Genomic DNA, 18,533 nt, shown 5'->3' with positions numbered 1-18,533 from the left:
GAGGAATCCCATGAGCGTTGTTTCATCCCCCAACCTTGTCGGCATCACCGGGCTGGCGCGCCGCTTGGTCCAGGATGGTGCGCTGGACGAGGCCACCGCCCGCGACGCCATGACCCGGGCCGCCGCCGCGCGGCAGCCGCTGCCGCAGTGGTTCGCGCAGAACAAGGTGGTGGGGGCAGCACAGCTGGCCGCGGCCAATGCGGTTGAGTTCGGCATGCCGCTGTTCGACGTCTCGACCTTCGATGCCAGCCAGAACGCGATGAGCCTGGTCAGCGAGGAACTGCTGCGCAAGCACAACGTACTGCCGCTGTTCAAGCGTGGCGGCAAGCTGTTCGTCGGCACCAGCAACCCGACCCACGCACTGGACGAGATCAAGTTCCACACCAACCTGGTGGTGGAGCCGATCCTGGTCGACGAGGACCAGATCCGCCGCACTCTGGAACAGTGGCACGCCAGCCACGACACGCTGGGTGACGCGCTGGGCGGTGACGATGAGGGGATGGCCAACCTCGACGTGGGCCTGGGCGATGAGGATGGCGCGGGCGGCGACTCCGGCATCGATGCCAAGGGCGACGACACCCCGGTGGTGAAGTTCGTCAACAAGGTGCTGGTCGATGCGATCCGCAAGGGCGCGTCGGACATCCATTTCGAGCCGTACGAAGACGATTACCGCGTGCGCCTGCGCATCGATGGGCTGTTGAAGATGGTCGCGCGCGCGCCGGTGAAGTTGAACCAGCGCATCGCTGCGCGCCTGAAGGTGATGGCGCAGCTGGACATCGCCGAGAAGCGCGTGCCGCAGGATGGCCGCATCAAGCTCAACCTGTCCAAGTCCAAGCAGATCGATTTCCGTGTGAGCACGTTGCCGACGCTGTTCGGCGAGAAGGTCGTGCTGCGTATCCTCGACGGCAGTGCCGCCAAGCTGGGCATCGACAAGCTCGGCTATGAGCCCGACCAGCAGAAGCTGTTCCTGGATGCGATCCACAAGCCGTACGGCATGGTGCTGGTGACCGGGCCGACCGGTTCGGGCAAGACGGTGTCGCTGTATACCGCGCTGGGCATTCTCAACGACGAGACGCGCAACATCTCCACGGCGGAAGACCCGGTGGAAATCCGGCTGCCCGGCGTCAACCAGGTGCAGCAGAACAACAAGCGCGGCATGACGTTCGCCGCTGCGTTGCGCTCGTTCCTGCGCCAGGATCCGGACATCATCATGGTCGGCGAAATCCGCGACCTGGAGACCGCCGAGATCGCCATCAAGGCCGCGCAGACCGGCCACATGGTGCTGTCCACCCTGCATACCAACGACGCGCCGCAGACCATCGCGCGCCTGATGAACATGGGCATCGCGCCGTACAACATCACCAGCTCGGTGACCCTGGTGATCGCCCAGCGTCTGGCGCGACGGCTGTGCCCGAACTGCAAGCGCCCGGCGCAGCTGCCGGAGCATGCATTGCTGGCCGAGGGCTTCACCCAGGCCCAGCTGGATGAGGGCATCCAGCTGCATGAGGCGGTGGGCTGTGATGAATGCACCGAGGGTTACAAGGGCCGTACCGGTATCTACCAGGTGATGCCGATGACCGACGAGATCGCCACGATCGTGCTGGCCGGTGGCAATGCGCTGCAGATTGCCGAAGCCGCGCAGGCGATCGGGGTCAATGACCTGCGGCAGTCGGCATTGAGGAAGGTCGCGGCGGGCGTGACCAGCCTGGCCGAGATCAATCGCGTTACCAAGGATTGACGCGGTTGTGCTGGCGGCGTCGGAGCCCTTTCCTGCGGAAAGGGATCCGACCGCTGGGTCTTGCGGCCCTTACTCCATGCCCAGCTTCTTCAGCTTGTAGCGCAGCGCGCGGAAGGTGATGCCCAACTGCGCGGCGGTACGGGTCTTGTTCCAGCGGTTTTCTTCCAGCGCGCGCTGGATGGCGCTGCGTTCGAGCTGTTCGATGTACGAGGGCAGGGCGGCACTGCCCGGCTGCAGATCGACCACGGCTTCGGCGGCCGTGCCGTTGCCGGGCATGCGGGGGGCGTGTTGCGGCAGGCGCAGATCGTCGACACCGATGCGGTCTTCCTCGGCCAGGGCCAGCGCGCGCTCAAGGATGTTCTCCAGTTCGCGCACGTTGCCGGGGAAGGCGTACTGCGCCAGTGCCTCCAGCGCCGAGGGCGCGAGCAGCGGCGTGGTGCGGCCGTGGCTGCGGGCCAGCCGCGCCAGCACGGCAGCGGCCAGCTCCGGCAGATCCTGGCGGCGTTCGCGCAGCGGCGGCACCTTCAGTTCGATCACATTGATGCGGTAGTACAGGTCGTGGCGGAAGCGGCCGTCCTCGACCAGCTCGGCCAGATCCTTGTGGGTGGCCGACAGGATGCGCACATCGACCGGTTCCTCGCTGGCCGCACCCACCGCGCGCACCGACTTCTCCTGGATCGCGCGCAACAGCTTCACCTGCATCTGCAGCGGCAGCTCGGCGACCTCATCCAGGAACAGGGTGCCACCATGGGCGGCCTGGAACAGGCCGGGCTTGTCGGCGTGGGCGCCGCTGAAGCTGCCCTTGCGGTGGCCGAAGAACTCGCTCTCCATCAGTTCGCCGGGAATCGCGCCGCAGTTGACCGGCACGAACGGCCCGGCAGCACGTGCCCCCTGGGTGTGGATGGTCCGCGCGACCAGTTCCTTGCCGACGCCGGATTCGCCGAGGATGTAGACCGGGGCCTGGCTGCGCGCGACTTTGCCGATGGTGGCACGCAACACGTCCATCGCCGGCGAATTGCCGAGCAGCCGGGCGCCCTGTTCGGCGACGGGGCCCGGTACGGGCCGCTCGCTGTTGTTCAATTCCAGCGCGTGCTTGACCAGTCCGCGCAGTACGGCGATGTCCACCGGCTTGCTGACGAAGTCGAAGGCGCCCGCCTTCAGGGCTTCCACTGCCAGATCCATGCTGCCGAAGGCGGTGATCATCGCCACCGGTGTGCGCGGGTAGTGCTGGGCGATCTCGCTGACCAGCTCGATGCCGTTGCCATCCGGCAGGCGCATGTCTGTGATGCACAGGTCATAAGGATTGCTGGCCAGCAGCTCGCGCGCTTCGGCGAGGTTGGCTGCAGTACTGATGCGCAGCCCCATGCGGCCGAGCGTCAGCACCAGCAGTTCGCGGATGTCGCGTTCGTCGTCGACGACGAGGGCGCTGCGGGTTTCGTTCATGGGCGGAAAAGATAAACGAGGGGGCTGAAAGCGACAAATGTTTGACGCACAGAATCAGGACCCATCGGGCAGCAGGGTGTGCGGACCTGGCAGGACCAAGCGGAAGCACGAGCCGCCGGCTGGCACCGGGATGTAATCCAGCCGTGCCTGGTTGGCCCTGCACAATTCGCGGGCGATGTACAAGCCCAGGCCGGTGCCGTGCTCGGAGGTGGTGAAGAACGGCCGGAACAGCTGCGCCGCCACGCTTTCGGGAATGCCGGGGCCACGGTCCATCACGTCGATCACCGCGCTGCGTTCGTGCCGGGCTACACGCAGCCGCACGCGGGCCGGCTGCTGGCCGATGCGGCCGTACTTCAGGGCGTTATGGACCAGCACGGTCAGCACCTGGTAGAGGTGGCGGGTGTCGACCTGCGCCGGCACCGAGGTGTCGCTGACGATCGGTTCGATGCTGTCGGTTTCCAGCGTCTGGCCCTGCTTGTACTCCAGCACGAAGCGGCGCACGAAGGAGACCAGATCCACGTTCTCCGGCGTGGCACGTTCGCGCCGGGCCAGGCCCAGCACGCTCTCGACGATGCCGTTGGTGCGCTGGCACTGCTGGCGGATGATCTGCAGCAGGCGGCGGTCGCTTTCGTTGAAGCCGGTACCTTCTTCCAGCAGCTGCACGGCATAGTTGATCGCCGCCAGCGGATTGCGGATCTCATGGGCCAGGCTGGCCGAGAAGCGGCCCATCGCCGACAGGGTGAGCGACTCGGCGCGCCGCGACACCACGCTGGAATCATCCAGGAAGACCAGGGCCAGTTCGCTGCCGGCCAGCAGGCGCGCGAAGCGCGGTTGCACTTCGGGTTGGTCCGGATTGAGCTGCAGCGGCAGTTCGTCCTGGGTCCAGCCGTTGCGCCAGCGCTGCAGGCGACGGGCCAGCTCGGGTGCGACGCTGGCCAGATCGAGGCGGCCGGTTCCGCCCGCACCGTCGCTGTCGCCGAGCAGCATCGAGGCAGCCTCGTTGGCCAGCGTGATGCGGCTGTCGGCATCCACCACCAGCACGCCGGTGCGCATGCGGCGGATGATCAGTTCGTTGATCTGGAACAGATTGGCCACCTCGTCACCGCGCTGGTTGGCCAGCTGCTGGTTGCGGCGGGCGCGGCTGCCGACCTGGTAGCTGATGAAGGCCAGGGCCAGGTAACTGGTCGTGAACATCGCCAGCTCGGCCAGGGTGCGGGTCGGGTCGCCGCCCTCCAGCAGCTTCCACAGGTATTCGCCCACCGTTGCCAGGCTCGCCGCCAGGGCCAGCCCAAGGCCCCAGCTCAGCGGCAGCAGGGTGGCGGCCGCGGCGATGTTGAACAGCAGCGACATCGAGATGCCGGCACTGGCGCCGGGCAGGGCGTGGGCCAGCAGGATGGCGGCGATGATGTCCACCAGCACGCCGGTGACCACGATCGGCCGCAGCCAGCGTTCGTTGCGGCCGATCGCCAGGGCCAGCAGCGACAACGCCAGGTAGGCCGCGCCGACGGTGTAGGCCAGCCGCGGGTGGTGGGCCTCGCCGACCATCATCGACAACGGGCTGTACAGCAGGGCGGCGATCACGGCTGCGATCAGCACCCGGTACAGGGCGAAGAAGTACAGCTCGCGCCGCGGAATCGATTCGATGCGGTCGATCAATGAAGCACTGGGTGACACGCCGGAACTCCCCTTCTGGCTGCCTGGATCTGGGTTGTGCGACGGGCATGCCCGAGCGGACGCAGATGCCCAGTATACGGTCGTGGCGATGCCCGGCCGCGGGTCCGCGTCGCGCAATCGGCCTGTGGCGAGGGCGGCCGGGCGGCTGCCGGCGATCCGCAACTGCCTGAATGACAGCGGAAATCCGCCCGGATCCGGTGCTGCGTACAGACTTCTTTGCGCCCCGGCGCCGGCTCGGCCACAATAGTGGGCCCGCCGCGGTCCGTGCCGGTGCCTCCCCCGGAGGCCCTGAGGAATTGCGTGCGGTCGTTCCTATTCCCACGGTGACGCATGAATTTCCACGAATACCAGGCAAAACAACTGCTTGCCGAATACGGCATCCCGGTCCCGGCCGGCAAGGTCGCGGCTACTCCGGACGAGGCGGTTGAAGTCGCCCAGTCGCTGGGCCAGGGCCCCTGGATGGTCAAGGCGCAGATCCACGCTGGCGGCCGCGGCAAGGCTGGCGGCGTCAAGTTCTGCAAGACCGTCGATGACGTGAAGGCCGCAGCGGCCAAGATGCTCGGCACCAAGATGGCCACCTACCAGACCGCCGGCGTCGAGCTGCCGATCAACCTGGTGCTGGTGACCACCGCCGGTGAGATCGTCAAGGAACTGTACCTGTCGGTCCTGGTGGATCGCGGCACCCGCACCATCAGCTACATCGCCTCCTCGGAAGGCGGCATGGAAATCGAGCAGGTGGCTGCCGAGACCCCGGACAAGATCCACACCCTGAATGTGGACTTCGTCGAGGGCGTGCAGGGTTACCACGGCCGTGACATCGGCTTCAAGATGGGCCTGACCGCCAAGCAGGCCGGCCAGTTCGCCAACATCATGGTGAACCTGTACCGCATCTTCAACGAAAAGGATCTGGCGCTGGTTGAGATCAACCCGCTGGCGATCCTGGACGACGGCAACCTGTACGCGCTGGACGGCAAGTTCAACAGCGACGACAACGCCAACTTCCGCCACAAGGAACTGGTCGCGATGCGCGACAAGTCCCAGGAAGATGAAACCGAAGTGACCGCTTCGGAGCTGGACATCAACTACGTCACCATGGACGGCAACATCGGCTGCATGGTGAACGGCGCCGGCCTGGCCATGGCGACCATGGACGTCATCAAGCTCAACGGCGGCGAGCCGGCGAACTTCCTGGACGTGGGCGGCGGTGCCAACAAGCAGCGCGTCATCGAAGCGTTCAAGCTGATCCTGTCCTCGGACAAGGTGGAAGGCATCTTCGTCAACATCTTCGGCGGCATCGTCCGCTGCGACATGATCGCCGAGGGCATCATCGCCGCCGTGAAGGAAGTGGGCGTCAAGGTGCCGGTCGTGGTGCGCCTGGAAGGCACCAACGTGGAAGAAGGCAAGCAGCTGCTGCGTGACAGCGGCATGGCCATCATCCCGGCTGACAACATCAACGACGGCGCCAAGAAAGTCGTTGAAGCGGTCAAGAACGCCGCCTGATCCACGACACCGAAGGAAATTCCCATGTCTGTTTTGATTAACAAGAACACCAAGGTGATCGTGCAGGGCTTCACCGGCCAGCAGGGCACCTTCCACGCGACTCAGATGATCGAGTACGGCACCCAGGTTGTTGGCGGCGTGACCCCGGGCAAGGGTGGCACCACCCACATCGACCTGCCGGTCTTCAACACCGTTGCCGACGCCGTGCAGAGCACCGGCGCCAATGCTTCGGTCATCTACGTGCCGCCGCCGTTCGCGGCCGACGCGATCCTGGAAGCCGCAGCTGCCGGCATCAAGGTCATCGTCTGCATCACCGAAGGCATCCCGGTGCTGGACATGCTGCGCGTCAAGAACGTGCTGACCCGTTCCTACCCGGACACCGTGCTGATCGGCCCGAACTGCCCGGGTGTCATCACCCCGGGTGAGTGCAAGATCGGCATCATGCCGGGTCACATCCACAAGCCCGGCAAGATCGGCATCGTGTCGCGTTCGGGCACGCTGACCTATGAAGCGGTCAAGCAGACCACCGAAGTCGGCCTGGGCCAGTCCACCTGCATCGGCATCGGCGGCGACCCGATCAACGGCCTGAACTTCGTTGACTGCCTGAAGCTGTTCAACGAAGACCCGCAGACCGAAGGCATCATCATGGTCGGCGAGATCGGTGGCGACGCCGAGGAAGCCGGTGCGGAATACATCAAGAACCACGTGAAGAAGCCGGTCGTCGGTTTCATCGCCGGTGCCTCGGCGCCGGCCGGCAAGCGCATGGGCCATGCCGGTGCGATCGCCTCCGGCGGCAAGGGTACGGCGGAAGGCAAGTTCGCCGCCATGGAAGCGGCTGGTGTCGTCACCGTGCGTTCGCCCGGCGACCTGGGCGCTGCCATCGCCAAGCTGGTGAAGTAAGATCGTCGCCGGCCTCCGGCCGGCACGATTCTGTAGAGCCGAGCCCATGCTCGGCTCGCTTTGGAAAAGCCGCCTCCGGGCGGCTTTTCTGCGTCTGGGCGTCGCGCAGTCATCCGCCGGCCATGGCCCCGGCGCTACCTGCAGGGTACGCCCGGCAGGCACACGGTGCGGCGTTACAATGGGCCATTGCAACCACAGGCTGGACTTCCATGGCTTCGATCCGCATCGCGATGGCGCAGTTCGATTTTCCGGTCGGCGATGTCGCCGGCAATACCGAGCGCATCATCGAGATGATCGGCCAGGCGCGCGATGAGCATGGCGCCGGGCTGGTGATGTTCCCCGAGCTGGCGGTCAGCGGCTATCCGCCGGAAGACCTGCTGCTGCGTCCGGGGTTCCTGTACGAATGCGAGCAGGCGATCGCGCGCATTGCAGCTGCCTGCCGCGGCATCACCGCTGTGGTCGGCTGGCCGCAGGCGGCGGGCGCGGTGGTGTACAACGCCGCCAGCGTGCTGCGCGATGGCCGGGTCGAACAGACCTATCGCAAGCGCGAGCTGCCCAACTACGCGGTGTTCGACGAGCGCCGCTACTTCGACGTCGATCCTGATGGCGGCAGCTGCGTGTTCGACGTCGACGGCATTCCGGTGGGCCTGCTGATCTGCGAGGACCTGTGGTTCGCTGAGCCGCTGGCCGATACCGTGCGTGCTGGCGCGCAGCTGGTGGTGGTGCCCAATGCCTCGCCCTACGAGCGCGGCAAGCACGCCCAGCGCGATGCCGTGCTGGCCGCGCGCACCCGCGAGAGCGGTGCGGCGATCGCGTATCTCAATGTTGTCGGTGGCCAGGACGCACTGGTGTTCGACGGCGCTTCGGTGGTGGCCGATGGCGACGGTACGGTGCACCCGGCCGCCGCTGCGTTCGTCGACCAGTGGCTGGTGGTGGAGTACGACGGTGCCAGCCGTCGCTTCATGCCACACGTCTGGATGGACGATGGCGACGAGAGCATGGACGCCCTGGCCTGGCGCGCGGTGACCCGTGGCATCCAGGATTACTGCCGCAAGAATGGTTTCACGAAGGTGTGGCTGGGCCTGTCCGGCGGCATCGATTCGGCCCTGGTGCTGGCCCTGGCGGTGGATGCGATGGGGGCCGAGAACGTGACTGCCGTGCGCCTGCCGTCACGCTATACCGCAGGCCTGTCCAACGATCTGGCTGCAGAGCAGTGCCAGGCGTTGGGAGTGAAGCTGGAAGCGGTGTCGATCGAGCCGGCGTTCAAGGGCCTGATGGAATCGCTGGCGCCGCTGTTCGAGGGCACAACCCCGGATGTGACCGAGGAGAACCTGCAGTCGCGCAGCCGCGGCGTGATCCTGATGGCGCTGGCCAACAAGTTCGGTGGCCTGCTGCTGACCACCGGCAACAAGAGCGAGTATGCGGTCGGCTACGCCACCATCTACGGTGACATGTGTGGCGGCTACGCGCCGTTGAAGGATCTGTACAAGACCGAAGTATTCGGTCTGTCGAAGTGGCGCAATACCGTGGGGGGTGCGCCGGTGATTCCGCCGGCCGTGATCAGCCGCCCGCCGTCGGCCGAACTGCGCGAGAACCAGCTGGACCAGGATTCGCTGCCGGCCTACGACGTGCTGGACGGCATCCTGTACCGCTACGTCGACCAGGAGCAGTCGCGCGCCGAGATCGTTGCAGCCGGTTACGATGCGGCCGTGGTCGACCGCGTGCTGCGGCTGGTGCGCATCAGCGAGTGGAAGCGGCACCAGGCCGCACCGGGGCCGAAGGTCTCCCGTCGCGCCTTCGGCCGCGAACGCCGCTATCCGATCAGCAACGGCTACAAGGGCTGAGGCCCGCGCCTCCGCAGGGCCCGGCCATGGCGGGCCCCACAAAAAGGAAGGGCCCCTTGCGGGGCCCTTTTCTTACTTCTTTTCCAGCCGCGCGTTGCGCTGGCCGGTACTGGCGGACTTCTCGCCTGCGAACGGGTTGAGCTTGCGGATCATCCAGGGGTACTTCGGCCAGTTGCCTGCCAGCCACGGGTGATCGGGCTGGTTCAGCTCCAGCACGCGCCGGGCATCGTCGGCCAGGGTCTTGTTGCCCAGGTGGGTGTAGGAGTCGGCCAGGACTGCCACGGCGTCGTACTGGAAGGCGCTCTGCGGATAGGTTTCCAGCAGGTAGTTGGCGCGGCCAGCGGCCGACACCCAGGCGCCACGGCGCATGTAGTACAGCGCGTTGTCCAGCTCGTGCTGGGCGAATACGTCACGCAGCTCGATCATCCGCTGGCGGGCGTCGGCGGCGTAGCGGCTGTTCGGGTAGCGGTCAACGACGATGTTGAAGTCCGAATACGCCTGGTGCGGCGTGGACAGATCGCGGCGGCTGGGGTCCAGGGACCATACGCGACGCAGGAAAACCGTATTGCGGTTGGAGTTGGCCAGGCCGCGCAGGTAATACAGGTAGGCGATGTTGCGATGGGTCGGATAGGTCCGGATGAAACGGTCGATGCTCGACACCGCATCGTCGTGCTTGCCGGCCTTGTACTGCGCGTAGGCGGTTTCGATCATCGCCTGTTCGGTGTACGGGCCGTAGGGATACTGGGCCACCAGGCGACGGAAGCTGGCTTCGGCGCCGCTCCAGTTGCCCCCCTTCATCAGCGTGTGGCTCTTCTCGTACAGCTGTTCGACCGGCGTCCCCTCGTCGGGGCGATCACCCTTCTTGGCGCCGCGATGGCAGCCGGTGGCGGCGATGACCAGCACCAGCAGCAGGGCGGTGAGGCGGACGGGCGCGGAGAGCATGGCGGAGCGTCGGATCATGGGGTCAAGGCGGGACGCGTCTGGAATACGAAGGGTCGATGATAGCCTAGTGTCCTGTCCTGCGACTGAAACCGACCGCCGGGACCCCAAAATTTCAAAGATACCCCCCTGCCATGTCTGAACAACCCTCCGAATCGGCCCGCCAGGCCATCGTCCCCGACACCGCCGCCGGCCGGCGTTTCGACGCCGTCGTGGCCGAACTGTTCCCCGAGTACTCCCGTTCACGCCTGACCGAATGGATCAAGGCCGGCGACGTCCTGCTCGATGGCGCCCAGGCGCGGCCGCGCGATCCGCTGCGCGGTGGCGAGGTGGTGACCCTGAACGTGGTGCTGGAGACCCAGACCGATGCCCAGCCGGAGGACATCCCGCTGGACGTGCTGTTCGAGGACGAGCACCTGCTGGTGATCAACAAGCCGGTCGGCCTGGTGGTCCACCCGGGTGCCGGCAACCACAGCGGCACCCTGGTCAATGCGCTGCTGTACCGCGACCCGTCGGTGGCGGTTCTGCCGCGCGCCGGCATCGTGCATCGCCTCGACAAGGACACCAGCGGCGTGATGGTGGTCGCCCGCACCCTGGAGGCGCAGACGGCCCTGGTCGAACAGCTGGCCGCGCGTGATGTGCACCGCCAGTATCTGGCCATCGTGATGGGCGCTCTGGTGGCCGGCGGCACCGCCGATGCGCCGATCGACCGTCATCCGCGCGACCGCCTGAAGATGGCGGTGCGCGAAGACGGCAAGGACGCGATCACCCATTACCGCCTGCGCGAGCGCTTCCGGGCGCACACCGCGCTGGAATGCCGGCTGGAAACCGGCCGCACCCACCAGATCCGCGTGCATATGGCGCACCTGCGCCACCCCATCATCGGCGACCCGCTGTATGGCGGTGCGCTGAAGCTGCCCAAGGGCGCCAGCGACGAACTGGTGGCCGCGCTGCGTGGCTTCAAGCGCCAGGCCCTGCACGCCGAGACGCTGGAGTTCGTGCATCCCATCACCGGCGAGCCGGTGCGCAATTCGGCGCCGGTACCGGACGACATGCTGCACCTGATGAAGGTGCTGCGCGAAGACAGCGAGGCCTTTACCGAGCGCGAGCGGGATCGCTGGTGAAGGCGACCGCGCTGCCGCTGCTGCAGGCTGACTGGCCGGCGCCGCCGGGCGTGCGGGCGCTGACCACACGCCGGCACGGCGCGGGCATTTCGCCGGCACCCTTTGCCCAGTTCAACCTGGGCAACCGGCACGCAGCCGATGGAGATGCGCCGGCCAACGTCGAACACAACCGGCAACTGCTGCAGCAGGGACTGGCGCTGCCCTCCGCGCCGCACTGGCTGCGCCAGGTGCATGGCACCACCGTGCTGCGCTTTGATGGCCCGCCAGTGGCCGGGGCCAGCGAGCCGGTGGCCGATGCCGCGGTGACGTCGGTGCCGGGGGTGGTGCTGGCCATCCTGACCGCGGACTGCCTTCCGGTGGTGTTTGCCGCCGCCGACGGCAGCGAAGTGGGCGCGGCCCATGCGGGCTGGCGCGGCCTGGCCGATGGCATGCTGGAACACACGGTAGCCGCGATGCGCACCGCGCCGTCGCAGCTGCGGGTCTGGCTGGGCCCGGCGGCAGGGCCTGCCGACTATGAGATCGGCGAAGAGGTGTATCAGGCCTTCGTCGGCCACGAACCGGCGGCGGCCGCCGCCTTCGTGGCCACCCGCGCAGGGCACTGGAAGGTCGATCTGTTCGCACTGGCCCGCCAGCGCCTGCAGTCCGTGGGCGTGGACCCGGCCCAGGTGTCTGGCGGCACGATCTCCACCATTGCCGATCCGGACCTGTATTCGCACCGTCGCGACCGCCGCACCGGCCGCATGGCAACGCTGGCCTGGATCGCTCCCTGACCGTGCCGCTGTTCGCGCAGGTGCTGGGGCCGGCCTTCCCCACCCTGGCAGCACCGGTGCAGGCGTTGCATGCGGCGCCGCTGCCGTGCCGCCGTACCGGGCAGGCGCGGATCGCACGGGGCCGCCATTGGCTGGTGCCCATGCTGGCCGCGTTGGCGCGGCTGCCGAAGGAGGCGCACGCCTTGCCGGTCGAGGTGGTGTTCAGCGTCTGCGGGCAAGGCGAGCAGTGGGCGCGACGTTTCGGGCGCTGGCCGATGGTGTCGCGGCTGTGGGCACAGGAAGGCGGTCTGCATGAGCAGCTCGGTGCCGTGCACTTCGGATTCGAGCTGCGGGCGCGTGAAGGCGGCATCGACTGGTCGGTGCGCAGCGTCCGCGTGTTCGGCCTGCTGCCGCTGCCGACGCGCTGGTTCGACGGCGTGCGCTGCCGCGAGGCCTGGGCCGCAGAGCGCTACACTTTCCTGGTTGATGTGACATTGCCCTGGATTGGACCCCTGATCCGTTATGAAGGCTGGCTCGACCCGCACTGACGCAGTGATCGTGTTCGATGGCGTCTGTGCGCTGTGCAGTCGCTGGGTGCGTTTCCTGCTGCGTGTGGACCGCCACGGGCGCTATCGCTTCGCAGCGATGCAGGGTACGCATGGCAGCCTGCTGCTGCGCAGCCATGGGCTGGATCCGCAGGACCCGCGCTCCTTTCTGCTGCTGGACGAGCAGGGCGCCTGGACTGACACGGACGCGATCCTGCGCGTGCTGACCGGGCTGGGAGGCGCATGGCGGCTGGCGGGCGTGCTGCGCCTGTTGCCGCGCAGCTGGCGGGATGCGGCCTATCGCAGGCTGGCCCGCAACCGATACCGCTGGTTCGGTCGTCACGACCGCTGCACGCTGGCGACGACGCAGCAGGCCGGCCGTTTCCTGGACTGATGCGCCGGTCGGTCCGCGCGCGGTGTCAGTGCGGAGCCGCAAGCAGCCGATAGGCGATGCGCTGGTTGCGCGCGCGGCCGTCCTCGCTGCGGTTGTCGGCTACCGGATGCTCCTCGCCGTACCCCACCGCGACCAGCGTCGGTGCCGGCACGCCATGCGCCTGCAACGCCGTCACCACCACGTCCGCACGCTGCTGGCTGAGCTGCCGGTTGGCCTCGGACGCGCCCTGGCTGTCGGTGTGAGCGGCCACTTCCACCCGTGTGCCCGGCGCAGTGCTGCGCAATGCGTCGGCCACCACCTGCAGCGTTTCGCTGGAGCTGCCGCGCAGTTCGCTGGAGCCGGGATGGAACTCCAGCCGGGTCAGGTTCAGCGCAGCGATCCGCTGCGCGGCGCCGGCATCGGCCGGCAGCCGCGACAATGCCGCCCGGCCCGGACCCCACAGCCCACTCATCCGCAGGGCGGGGAAATCCTGGCGGAGCTGCCGCGAGATCGCCAGGCGCCGCTCTTCGCTCAGGGCGGTGGAGTCGATATCCAGCTGGTTGCCGGCGAACTCCAGGCGCAGTCCGTCGCCCTGCAGGCAGGGCAGGGTGCGGATCAGGCGCTCGAACCAGCGCGGCGACCGGGCCTGCGGATCGATCTCGATACGGCCACTGACGTGCCCTGCGCCATGCACCGCAATCAACGCGCTCCACAGGCGGCGGCGCAGGGCGTCGCTGGGCAGGCTGCCATGGACCGAGACCTGCGCGCCGCGCTGGTGCAGGAACAGCCGCGCGTCGTGTTCGCGGACGATCGCCTGTGGCGTCCACAGCGGCGTGCGTGCCTTCAGCTGCAGCCATGCGGTAGCGCCGAGCACGACCACGGCGGCCATCATCCACAGCAGGCTGCGCAGGGCCATGCCCTGCACCCGCGGGGTGAGCAGGGTGCCGGCCATCTGCGGTCGCTGCCGCTGCGGGCGGTTGCGCAGCTGGCGCGGCTCCGAAGGGGCCGGCTCGATGGGCTGGGACGTCAATGCGATCAGCCCCGGCAGCAGATCGCAGGCCACGACCCGGAACGCCCCCGATGACAGTCTGCTGCGCCGGGCCAGCCGGTCCATGACCGGATCACCCAGCGCACGCTGCAGGTCGCTGGCCAGCACCGGCAGCGGCGGCTGCCCGGGACGCCGCCAGGATCGGAAGTGAACCCCCAGGCCCGCCTGCTCGAAGGTCTGCTCCAGTCCGTCCAGTCCCCGTGGGTGGGAGGCTATCCAGCCGGCAATCACATCAACCACCCAACGGGTGCGATGGCCCAGTCCCAGGCGGTGGCTGGCTTCTTCGATGAAACGGTCGTACGCGTGCATGCAGTGGATCCCCGGAGTGATGTGCACGCAGTCGTGCACGGTGCGGCTTCTGTCGATTGCAGGAGCTCTGGGGGCGCCACTGTGGGGAGGTCGCGTCAATGCGAAATGAAATATCGCCGGTTCATTTTCTTTCGTTTTCCGCGATGGCGTCGCGAGGACGCCACGCAGCTGGCTGGAAGCCTTGGGGCAGCAGGACGTTCGCCTGCCTTAGTGCCACTTGCGACAGCGGCGGTGGAGATCACGCCACAGCGCCGGGATGGTTGCATGCGCAATTACTTTCGAGCCAAAAGCGTCAAGTTTCGGCGTACAGAATGCGCCTGATTCAGCCTTCGAGGGCGTCCAGGTAGCTGCGCCGCCAATGGTTGATGTCGTAGGTACGCAGGTGCTCCATCATGGCGTGCCAGCGCTCCTGGCGCTTGCGCAGCGACATGGTGGCGGCCGTGGCGATGGCATCGGCCACGCCGTCCAGATCGTGCGGGTTGACCAGCAGCGCCTGCTTCAGTTCATCGGCGGCGCCGGCCAGAAGGGACAGCACCAGCACGCCCGGATCCTCCGGGTCCTGCGAGGCGACGTACTCCTTGGCGACCAGGTTCATGCCATCGCGCAGCGGGGTGACCAGACCGACGGCCGCCGCGCGGTAGAAGCCGGTGAGGGTGGCATGGGTGAAGTTCTGGTTGACGTAGCGAAGCGGCGTCCAGTCCGGCTCGGCATGGCCACCGTTGATGTGCCCGGCGATCTGTTCCAGCTGGCTGCGCAGTTGCCGGTACTCGGTGACATCACCGCGCGAGACCGGCGCGATCTGCAGGTAGGTCAGGGTGCCGCGCTGGTCGGGGTGGCGCTGCAGGTAACGTTCGAAGCCGAGGAAACGTTCGGGCAGCCCCTTGGAATAGTCCAGGCGGTCCACGCCGATGGCCAGCTGCCGATCCCGCAGACTGGCCCGCAGGTTCTTCACGGCGGCCTTGGCCGCTGCGGTGCTGGCCTGACGCGCGATAAGCCCGGTGTCGATGCCGATCGGGAAGGCGGCAGCGCGGAAGCGGCGCCCCCCCGGGGCCTCCAGTTCGCCGTTGTCGAGCACGCGACCGCCGCCGAACAGCCGCAGGTAGGTCTGGAAGCGGTCGGCATCGCGCTGGGTCTGGAATCCCACCAGGTCATAGGCATACAGCGCGGAGAACAGCCGCAGGTGGTCGGGCATGGCCTGCAGCAGGTCCGCCGAGGGCATCGGGATGTGCAGGAAGAAGCCGATGCGGCAGCCGATGCCGCGCTCGCGCAGCAGGGCACCCAGCGGGATCAGATGGTAGTCGTGGATCCAGACGATATCGTCCTCGCGCAGCAACGGCGCGAGCTTGTCCGCGAACATCGCATTGACCTTGTGATATGTCTCGCGCGTGCCGCGGTCATAGTCGACAAGGTCCAGGCGGAAATGCAGCAGCGGCCACAGCGTGCGGTTGGCGAAGCCGTTGTAGTAGCCGTCCACCTCGCGCTTGTTCAGGTCCATGGTGACGAAGCGGATGTCGCCGTCCTGCTGTTCATGCAGCGCGCCGCTGCCATCACGCACGGTCTTGCCACTCCAGCCGAACCACATGCCGCCGCGCTCCTTGAGCGCAGCCAGCAGGCCCACCGCAAGGCCCCCGGCGCGGTTCTCGCCGGGCACGGCAACGCGGTTGGAGACCACCACCAGACGACTCATGATGCCTCCTGCCACGAACGCGACAGGCGCATCGCTGCCGTGATCAGACCCACATGCGAATACGTCTGCGGGAAGTTGCCCCACGCTTCGCCGCTGTCGAAGGCCAGGTCCTCCGACAGCAGGCCAAGATGGTTGCGCTGCTTCAACAGCGTCTCGAACATCTCGCGTGCCTCATCCATGCGCCCGATCGCCGCCAGCGCATCGATGTACCAGAAGGTGCAGATGGTGAAGCTGGTTTCCGGCTCGCCGAAATCGTCCGGTGCGATGTAGCGGTACAGCGAATTGCCATGCTTGAGGTCGCGGCCGATGGCCTCGACGGTGGCGATGAAACGTGCGTCGAGTGCATCGATGAAGCCGATGTCGGCCAGCAACAGCAGCGACGCGTCCAGGCGATGGCCGTCGAAGGTGTCGGTGAAGTGGCCCAGCGATTCGCTCCAGGACCGCTGCATGATGCGCGCGTGGATGATGTCGGCGCGCTCGCGCCAGTAGCGTGCACGGTCATCGCGCTTGAGCCTCACGGCGATCTTGCACAGGCGATCGCAGGCGGCCCAGCACATCGCGCTGGTGTAGGTGTGCACCTCGGTGCGGCCGCGGAACTCCCATAGGCCTGCGTCGGGGACGTCGTGCAGGGCAAAGGCCTGTTCGCCCAGCGGTTCCAGCCGGGCAAAGGTATGGGCATCCCCGGGGTCCTGCAGGCGACGATCGAAGAACAGCTGGGTGGAGGCCAGCACCACGCTGCCATACACGTCGTGCTGGCGCTGCACCCAGGCCAGATTGCCGCGGCGCACCGGGCCCATCCCGCGGTAGCCGGACAGGCTGGGAACTTCATCCTCGTCCAGCTTGGCCTCGAATCCGATGCCGTACAGCGGCTGCAGCGTGCCGTCGGTGGTGGCGAGGTTGAAGATGTAGCCGAGGAACTGCTCCATCGTACGGGTGGCGCCAAGCCGGTTCAGCGAACGCACCACGAACGCAGCATCGCGCAGCCAGCAGTAGCGGTAGTCCCAGTTGCGCACGCTGCCGGGAGCTTCGGGAATCGAGGTGGTCATCGCCGCGATGATCGCCCCACTGTCCTCGTACTGGCACAGCTTGAGAGTGATCGCGCTGCGGATCACCGCGTCCTGCCATTCCAGCGGGATCGACAGATAGCGCACCCATTCGCGCCAGTAGTCACGCGTGCGCTGGAACGCTTCCTGCACATAGCCGCTGATCGAGCGGTTGAGCGATTCATCCACGCCCAGGATCAGGTGCACAGGGTGGTTGAGGACGAACGGCAGGCCATCACGGACCATTCGGACCGGCACATCGGTGGTCAATCGCAGCACGTGGTCGGGCAGGATCCAGCGCACGTGGTTGCTGCCCCACGTGGATTCGGGAACACGTGCGCCCCAGTCGGCCAGCGGCCGTGCGCGGATGACGATACGTGGGCTGCCGGCCAATGGCCGCACCTGGCGGATCAGGCTGACCGGCCGGTAGAAGCGGTCGTTCTGCCGCCAGCGTGGCGCGAAATCGAGGATCTCCAGCGCACCTCCATGCGTGTCGCGCAGCACCGTGCGCAGGATGGCGGTGTTGGTGAGATATTCCTGCTCGCTGTCGGCGAAGTCCTCCAGCTCGACGGCGAAGTCGCCGCCTGTCTGCTGGTTCGGGCCCAGCAGCGCACAGAAGGTGGGGTCGCCGTCAAAGGTGGGCAGGCAGCTCCAGACGACACGGGCATGTTTGTCGACCAGGGCGCCGAAGCTGCCGTTGCCGACCACGCCCAGATCAAGATCGGGTTGGGTCATCACGCGGTACATCTCGGTTGCGGCCGTGGGGGTGGCCGGGTCAATAGGCATTCTCGCGCAGCCAGGCGTGCACGCTGCGTATGTCAGGCAGCGCGAACACGGCGGCGCTGGGTTCACGCTCGCCGATCAGCACGCTCCAGCCATGCTGGCCGTTGGCGGCGTCGAATCCGAATTCATCCGTCAGGTCATCGCCGAGGAACACGGGCAGGCGGCCCCGGAACGGCAGGTACTGCATCATCCGCCGGATCGCGCGGCCCTTGTCGGTGCCGACGGGCACGAACTCGACCACGTGATCGCCGGGTTGCAGGCGGTAGCTGGAGCGACCGCGCACATGGCGCTCAGCGAACGCCCGCACCTCGCTTCCAGCGTGCGGCGCCTCGCGCCAGTGCAGGGCCAGGCCCACACCCTTGTCTTCTACCAGTACCCCGGGATGGCCATGGGCAAAACGCATCGCCTGCTGATGCAGGGCATGCAGCCATTCGGCGGTGTCATCGTCATGTTCGTCGCGCAGCACGCGTCCGTCCTGGCCACGCAGTTCATGGCCGTGCAGGCCGGCCGCAGGCAGCTGCAGAGGCGCGAACAACTGGTCAAGCTGTGCCAGAGGACGGCCACTGACCAGTGCTACGGCACCTTCCAGGCGGTCGCTGATACGACCGATGGCCTCACGCACATCGGGCAGCAGCTGCACGGCGTCCGGTCGTGCAGCGAATTCAATCAGGGTGCCATCGACATCGAGGAACAACGCGCAGGCATCGTCCAGCAATGGAGGTGGCGGACGCAGGGGGAGCGGTTCAGCCATGACGCCCAGCCTGCCAGCGTGGGCGTGTACGTGGGGTCGAGAGCAGGCGACGACGGTGCGTCGGCGCTGTCTGTCGATTGCCG

The 18,533-nt window shown here is 67.2% G+C and carries 15 protein-coding genes; 8 read left to right on the top strand and 7 right to left on the bottom strand.

Annotated features, from left to right (window positions below; all coding sequences use genetic code 11):
* The first annotated feature begins 10 nt into the window (after positions 1–10).
* Positions 11–1,738 carry a type IV-A pilus assembly ATPase PilB gene (pilB, locus tag AC06FB_RS14810; RefSeq protein ID WP_053517028.1) on the top strand — a complete coding sequence of 576 codons (1,728 nt, stop codon included), beginning with the start codon at positions 11–13 and terminating at the stop codon, positions 1,736–1,738.
* Positions 1,739–1,807: 69 nt separating this feature from the next.
* Here pilB and AC06FB_RS14805 read toward each other — a convergent pair whose 3' ends face one another.
* Both AC06FB_RS14805 and AC06FB_RS14800 read right to left on the bottom strand, forming a co-directional pair.
* On the bottom strand, positions 1,808–3,181 hold the full coding sequence (locus AC06FB_RS14805) for a sigma-54-dependent transcriptional regulator (protein WP_053517026.1): 1,374 nt from the start codon (positions 3,179–3,181) through the stop codon (positions 1,808–1,810).
* A gap of 54 nt (positions 3,182–3,235) precedes the next feature.
* The gene (locus AC06FB_RS14800; RefSeq protein ID WP_478053835.1) at positions 3,236–4,855 is read right to left on the bottom strand and encodes a sensor histidine kinase; all 1,620 of its coding nucleotides are present in this window, start codon (positions 4,853–4,855) and stop codon (positions 3,236–3,238) included.
* 330 nt (positions 4,856–5,185) lie between these two features.
* Between AC06FB_RS14800 and sucC the strand changes: the two genes are divergently transcribed.
* From sucC to AC06FB_RS14785, 3 genes are all read left to right on the top strand, one after another.
* Complete coding sequence (gene sucC / locus AC06FB_RS14795; protein ID WP_005418614.1) at positions 5,186–6,355, top strand: ADP-forming succinate--CoA ligase subunit beta; 1,170 nt, start codon at positions 5,186–5,188, stop codon at positions 6,353–6,355.
* A 24-nt stretch (positions 6,356–6,379) separates the two neighbouring features.
* Positions 6,380–7,255, top strand: coding sequence for a succinate--CoA ligase subunit alpha (gene sucD, locus AC06FB_RS14790; RefSeq protein ID WP_005418610.1), 876 nt, complete (start codon positions 6,380–6,382; stop codon positions 7,253–7,255).
* Between the two features lie 209 nt (positions 7,256–7,464).
* Positions 7,465–9,099 (top strand): NAD+ synthase, encoded by a 1,635-nt coding sequence (locus tag AC06FB_RS14785; protein ID WP_053517022.1) that lies wholly within the window; start codon positions 7,465–7,467, stop codon positions 9,097–9,099.
* A 72-nt stretch (positions 9,100–9,171) separates the two neighbouring features.
* On the opposite strand, the gene AC06FB_RS14780 is transcribed toward AC06FB_RS14785, so the two are convergent.
* Positions 9,172–10,059, bottom strand: a complete 888-nt coding sequence (locus tag AC06FB_RS14780) for an outer membrane protein assembly factor BamD (RefSeq protein WP_053517021.1) — start codon at positions 10,057–10,059, stop codon at positions 9,172–9,174.
* 113 nt (positions 10,060–10,172) lie between these two features.
* Here AC06FB_RS14780 and rluD point away from each other — a divergent pair, with 113 nt between their 5' ends.
* From rluD to AC06FB_RS14760, 4 genes are read left to right on the top strand one after another with little or no spacing between them, the layout of a single operon-like run.
* A complete protein-coding gene (gene rluD / locus AC06FB_RS14775) occupies positions 10,173–11,162 on the top strand; it encodes a 23S rRNA pseudouridine(1911/1915/1917) synthase RluD (RefSeq protein ID WP_053517019.1) in 990 nt (329 codons plus the stop codon).
* The gene (gene pgeF, locus AC06FB_RS14770) at positions 11,159–11,932 is read left to right on the top strand and encodes a peptidoglycan editing factor PgeF (RefSeq protein WP_478053834.1); all 774 of its coding nucleotides are present in this window, start codon (positions 11,159–11,161) and stop codon (positions 11,930–11,932) included. The genes rluD and pgeF overlap by 4 nt, the downstream gene beginning before the upstream one ends.
* Positions 11,933–11,952: 20 nt before the next feature.
* On the top strand, positions 11,953–12,459 hold the full coding sequence (locus AC06FB_RS14765) for a DUF4166 domain-containing protein (protein WP_429000949.1): 507 nt from the start codon (positions 11,953–11,955) through the stop codon (positions 12,457–12,459).
* A complete protein-coding gene (locus tag AC06FB_RS14760; protein WP_253120073.1) occupies positions 12,434–12,850 on the top strand; it encodes a thiol-disulfide oxidoreductase DCC family protein in 417 nt (138 codons plus the stop codon). The genes AC06FB_RS14765 and AC06FB_RS14760 overlap by 26 nt, the downstream gene beginning before the upstream one ends.
* Positions 12,851–12,875: 25 nt before the next feature.
* Here the strand turns inward: AC06FB_RS14760 and AC06FB_RS14755 are convergent, their stop codons facing one another.
* The 4 genes from AC06FB_RS14755 to otsB form a co-directional block, all read right to left on the bottom strand.
* Entirely contained in the window at positions 12,876–14,186 is a 1,311-nt protein-coding gene (locus tag AC06FB_RS14755) for an OmpA family protein (RefSeq protein ID WP_180875512.1), read from the bottom strand.
* A gap of 322 nt (positions 14,187–14,508) precedes the next feature.
* Complete coding sequence (gene otsA, locus AC06FB_RS14750; RefSeq protein ID WP_053517011.1) at positions 14,509–15,873, bottom strand: alpha,alpha-trehalose-phosphate synthase (UDP-forming); 1,365 nt, start codon at positions 15,871–15,873, stop codon at positions 14,509–14,511.
* Positions 15,870–17,651, bottom strand: coding sequence for a glycoside hydrolase family 15 protein (locus AC06FB_RS14745; protein ID WP_053517094.1), 1,782 nt, complete (start codon positions 17,649–17,651; stop codon positions 15,870–15,872). The genes otsA and AC06FB_RS14745 overlap by 4 nt, the downstream gene beginning before the upstream one ends.
* Before the next feature lie 40 nt (positions 17,652–17,691).
* A complete protein-coding gene (gene otsB / locus AC06FB_RS14740) occupies positions 17,692–18,450 on the bottom strand; it encodes a trehalose-phosphatase (RefSeq protein ID WP_478053833.1) in 759 nt (252 codons plus the stop codon).
* Positions 18,451–18,533: the final 83 nt, after the last annotated feature.

This window comes from Stenotrophomonas sp. Steno-C15, assembly GCF_056393265.1.
The sequence above is the reverse complement of the archived record's forward strand: the minus strand, read 5'-3'. Positions and strand labels throughout refer to the sequence as shown.